Below are 5,240 nucleotides of genomic sequence, written 5' to 3'. Positions count from 1 at the left end.
CCCGTCGTCCCGTCCCCGCCCCAGGTCGTCCCCTCCGTGGGCCCGGCGGTCCCCTCGCCGGCCGCGCCGCCTCCCTGAGCGCCGGTCGGCGGGCGCGCCGCGCTACCGCGTCCCACGCCGGGTGCGCGGCCGTCGGGGAGGCCCGTCGGGCATCGACTGCAGATCCGTCAGCGCCTGCCGCACCCGTTCGACGCGGGCCGCCATCTCGCGCTCCACCACAACCCGGGGCCGCCCGTATCCGGATTGTCCAGCCCGTGCCGCACCCGCGCCCGGCACCGTTTGGTGAGACCCTGGCTGCATGGCCGAAAGGGGAACGAGCCCCGAGGTCGACTGGCCCGCGCAACCGGACATGAGTCTCGCGCTCAACCACATGGGCACCTTCGACTGGGACCTCGACAGCGGACGGATGTACCTGGACTCCACCGCCCTCGGAGTGCTCGACCTGCGCCCGGACGAGTTCAGCGGCACCCCCGCCGGGCTGCGAAGACGCATGGCCCCGCCCGAGGAGGCACGGCTCGACGCCCGCGTCGCCCAGGCCCTCAAGGACGGACGCAGCCACTACGGGGCGTACGTGCGCATCCGCCGCCGGGACGGATCCCGCGCGTGGGCCCACATCCAGGGCCACATCCTGCGGAACCAGGCCGGCCGCCCGTACCGGATCATCGGGATCCTCCGCGACGCCGCCCACGACCCCGGCGACCCCGGCGCCGGCGGGGAGCGGGCCGAGGGCCGGCGCCGGATGACCGGCGTCGTCGAGCGCACCACCGCCATCCTGGCCCACGCCCGCACCGTCAACGACGTGACGGACGTCCTGAAGGACCCCGAGGCCCTCAGCCACCTCGGGGCCGTCAGCGTGATGCTCGGCATCGTCGACGGCGGCCGCATCCACCTGGTCGCCGAGGGGCGGCTGGGCACGTACGTACCGCAGATCGAGTACACCCGCATCGAGGCGCAGTTCCCGATGAGCGAGGCCGTACGGAACCTCCAGCCGGTGTTCATCGGCTCGCGCGACGATTTCCGCGTCCGCTACCCCGACCTGTGGCAGTACATCGAGCCGCTGACCGTGCACAGCGGGGTCTACCTGCCGCTGATCGCGCAGGGCCGGGCCATCGGGGCACTCGGCCTGCTGTACGAGCGCGACGGCGACTTCACCGACGAGGAGCGCAACGTGCTCGTCGCGCTGGGCAGCGGCATCGCCCAGAGCCTCCAGCGGGCCATCCTCTTCGAGCAGGAGCACGACCTGGCGGAGGGCCTCCAGCGGGCCATGCTGCCGCGGCGGATCCCCGACGTGCCCGGCACACGGATCGCCGTGCGCTACCGGGCCGCACGGGCCGGGCAGAAGATCGGCGGCGACTGGTACGACGTGGTCACCCTCGGCGACAGCCGGGTCGGCCTCATGATCGGGGACGTCCAGGGGCACGACACGGACGCGGCCGTGATCATGGGCCAGCTGCGGATCGTCCTGCGGGCCTACGCCGCCGAGGGCCACACCCCCGGCACGGCCATGGCCCGCGCCTCCGCCTTCCTGCGCGACCTCGCCACCGACCGCCTCGCCGCCTGCACGTACGCCGAGATGGACCTCGGTACCGGCATGCTGCAACTCGTCCGTGCCGGCCACCACGACCCCGTCGTACGGCGCGGTGACGGCAGCTGCCATCCCGTCCCGATGGCCGGCGGAGCCCCGCTCGGACTCCCGCCGAACACCCTGCCGTCGGCCGGCACCGGCGGCACGGGCTACCCCGTCACCAGCCTCGAACTGCACCCCGGCGACACCCTCGTCCTGTGCACGGACGGGCTGCTGGAACAGCCCGGCACCAAGGACCGCGAGGAGGGCATGCGCGCCCTCATGGACGCGGTCTGCGCCGGGCCGGTCGACGTGGAGGAACTCGCCGACACCCTGTGCGACCTCGTCGGCGACCAGGGCGGCCGGGACGACATGGCCCTCCTCCTGCTCCGCCGCCGCGGCACCCCCACCCCCCGCGGCGGCGGCCCCCTGCGGCTGCGGCTCGCCCCCGGTGACCCCGAAGGACCGGCGACCGCCCGCCACCTGATCCGGGCGGCCGTGGCCGCCTGGGGGGCGAAGGAGCTGACGGACGAGATCGAGCTGGCGGCGGACGAGCTCATGACCAACGCCCTCGTACACACCGACGGCGGCGGCCACGTCAGCCTCCGCATGACCGCGGAAGGACGGATCCGCGTCGAGGTGGAGGACTCCAGCAGCGCCCTGCCGCACCGGCGGGAAGCCGGGGACTGGGCGGTCTCGGGCCGCGGCCTGCTGCTGGTGGAACGCCTGGCCCGGGAGTGGGGCGTGGAGCCGCGGGGCGGCGGCAAATGCGTATGGTGTGAATTCACCGTCACGGAGCTCCCACCGGCTCCGTGACCGCTGCCGTCATGGCGGCCGGGGCGGCGCCGGGCGGCGCGACGGGGACTGCTGGTCTCCCCGGGCGGGGCCCGGAGTACGGGCCCGGCCCTCGCGGCTCGCCGTCCGCGGTCGCGGTGCCCGCCGCGGCGGGCAACCGCGGCCTCGTCGGGGCGTCGTCGGGGCGGTCACCCCCGCCGCGGGTGACCGGCTCTCGACCGGCTTCCGGTCCGGAGAAAAGGGGATGAACCCGCAGCGTGTCGCCACGTAGCGTTGCGCCTCATGGAACCACTGACCGAGAAGCAGATCCGCTCGTCCTTCGTGAACTGCACCAAGGGCGAGGCGGCCCGGCTGAAGCTGCCGCCGGACTTCGACGCACTCCCCTGGGAGGACCTCGACTTCCTCGGCTGGATCGACCCGGGCGCCCCGCTCCGCGCCCACCTCGTACGCCCCACGGCCGACGGGTCCGCCATCGGCATCAGCCTCCGCGTCCCGGGCACGAACCGCACCAGCGCCCTGAAGTCGAGCGTCTGCCAGATATGCCTGACCGGGCACGCCGCCTCCGGCGTCTCCCTGCTCGTCGCCCCGCTCGCCGGACCGCGCGGCCGGGAGGGCAACAGCGTCGGCTTCTACGTCTGCGCGGACCTCGCCTGCTCCCTCTACATGCGGGGCAAGCGCCAACCGAAGCTGCGGGGCGGGCGGCACGAGGAGACGCTCGACCTGGCGGAGCGGGTCGAGCGGGCCATGGACAACCTCGACGCCCTGACCGCGAAGGTCACCGGCTGACGGGCACGGCCCTCACAGCCGGACGAGCGTCACCTCGGTGGCCTTCACGCTCGTCCACACCGGCGAGCCGTCCGCCAGGCCCAGTTCGGCGGCCGCCTCGGGGGTGATCTCCGCGACCAGGTCCGGCACCGCGGCGGAGTCCACCAGCAGGCGCAGCCGGCTGCCGACCGAGGTGATCTCCCGTACGGTGCCCGGCCACACGTTGCGGGGGCTGCCGCCCGGCCGGTCGCGGTGCACGGACACCGCCTCGGGGCCGATGATCGCGAGGGCTTCGGTGCCCTCCGGCAGCGTCTCGGCCACCACCAGTCGGCCTCCGCCCGGCAGGACGAGCCCCTCGCCGGACGCGGTGCCCGGCCAGGCGTTGCGGCCCAGCATCCTGGCCACCCACGGGGACCGGGGATGGCGGGTCACCTCGGCGGGCGGAGCGTCCTGCAGGGCCCGGCCGTCGGCGAGCACGAGCACCCGGTCGGCCAGGGACACCGCCTCGACCGGATCATGAGTGACGATCAGGCAGACCCCGCCGAAGTCGGCCAGGTGCGTGCGCAGCATGTGCCGGACGTGGGCCCGGCTGGCCTGGTCCAGGGAGGCCAGCGGTTCGTCGAGCAGCAGCAGGCGCGGCCGGGCGGCGAGCGCCCGGGCCAGCGCGACCCGCTGGGCCTGCCCGCCGGAGAGCTGGCCCGGCTTGCGGTGGGCGAGGTGGCCGACGCCGAGCCGGTCCAGCCACAGCCGGGCCTCGCGGCGGGCCCCGGCCCGCGGCACCCGGCGCGCCCGCAGCCCGTACGCCGTGTTGGCCAGCGCGCTGAGGTGCGGGAAGAGGGCGCCGTCCTGCGGGACCCAGGCCACCTGCCGCCGGTGCGGGGGCAGCGCGGTGGCGTCGGCGTTGCCGAGCCGGAGCTCGGCGTGGGCGCGCGGGGTGAGGCCCAGCAGGGCGCGGAGCAGGGTGGTCTTGCCGGAGCCGTTCTCGCCGACGACGGCGATGGTGGTGCCGGGCGGGGCGTCGAGGGTGAGCTCGGTGAAGCCGGTGACCGTGGCGTGCAGGGGCCAGCGGCCCCCGCCGGGCGGGCCGCTCCCGGCGTCCTCCGCCGCGGCCCCGTCCCGGGCCGGGGCCGGGGCGAGCGGGCCTCCGCCGGGCCGGGTCGGCGAGGGCGGTGCCGCAGGGGGCTCCTCGGCCTCCTCGGCCTCCGCCGGCCGGGCCGCGGCGGCCTCGCGGGCGGCGGGGGCTCCGGCCCAGCGGCCGCGCAGGGCGATCAGTACGGCCATGGCGATCGCCAGGAGCAGCAGGGACACGGAGGTGGCGGCTTCCGGGCTGTCCTGGAGCAGCAGGTAGACCTGCAGGGGCAGGGTCTGCGTGGTCCCGGGCAGGTTCCCCGCGAAGGTGATGGTCGCGCCGAACTCGCCCAGCGCCCGCGCCCAGGTGAGCGCGGCGCCGGCCACCAGGCCGGGACCCACCATCGGCATCGTCACGGTGAAGAACACCCGCACCGGTGAGGCGCCGAGCGAGGCGGCGGTGTCCTCGTAGCTCCGCTTCAGGCCGCCGAGGGCGCCCTCCAGGCTGATGACGAGGAACGGCATCGACACGAAGGTCGCCGCGAGGACGGCACCGGAGGTGTGGAACGGCAGGGTGATCCCGAAGCTGCCCTCCAGCCACGGTCCGAGCAGCCCGCGCCGCCCGAAGCCCAGCAGCAGCGCCACACCGCCCACCGTCGGCGGGAGCACCATGGGCAGCAGCACCAGGGAGCGGACGAACGCCTTGCCCTTGAACTCGACGCGGGCCAGGAGCCAGGCGAGGGGCACCCCGAGGAGCAGGGAGAGGCCGAGGGCCCAGAACGACACGACGAGCGAGAGCCGCAGCGCCTCGACCACGCCGGGGCTGGTGAGGTGCGTGCCGAGGTTGCTCCATTCGGTGTGGACGAGGATCCCGACGAGCGGGAGCAGCAGGAAGGCGACGGCGATGAGTGCGGGCAGGGCCAGGGCGACGGGGGGCCGGGTGCGGGTGCCGGCGCCGGTGCGGTGTCTGCTCATGCGGGTTCCTGGGTGAAGCGTACGGGGACGGGGGCGCGAGGCGCCCGTGACGGGAGAGCCGGACGGGGGAGCC

Annotated in this window: 3 protein-coding genes; 2 read left to right on the top strand and 1 reads right to left on the bottom strand. The window is 75.4% G+C overall.

Translation table 11 applies throughout. The annotated features are described in order from the left end of the window. Positions 1 to 298: 298 nt before the first annotated feature. Both HYE82_RS33775 and HYE82_RS33770 read left to right on the top strand, forming a co-directional pair. Entirely contained in the window at positions 299 to 2,380 is a 2,082-nt protein-coding gene (locus HYE82_RS33775) for a SpoIIE family protein phosphatase (RefSeq protein ID WP_179178037.1), read from the top strand. 261 nt (positions 2,381 to 2,641) lie between these two features. Continuing rightward, a complete protein-coding gene (locus tag HYE82_RS33770; RefSeq protein ID WP_179178036.1) occupies positions 2,642 to 3,145 on the top strand; it encodes an FBP domain-containing protein in 504 nt (167 codons plus the stop codon). A gap of 12 nt (positions 3,146 to 3,157) precedes the next feature. On the opposite strand, the gene HYE82_RS33765 is transcribed toward HYE82_RS33770, so the two are convergent. Then, entirely contained in the window at positions 3,158 to 5,167 is a 2,010-nt protein-coding gene (locus tag HYE82_RS33765) for an ABC transporter permease (protein ID WP_179178035.1), read from the bottom strand. Positions 5,168 to 5,240 lie beyond the last annotated feature (73 nt).

Source organism: Streptomyces sp. BR123, assembly GCF_013401435.1.
Taxonomy (GTDB): domain Bacteria; phylum Actinomycetota; class Actinomycetes; order Streptomycetales; family Streptomycetaceae; genus Streptomyces.
Note: the sequence above shows the minus strand (reverse complement) of the source record. Positions and strands in the feature narration are given on the sequence as shown.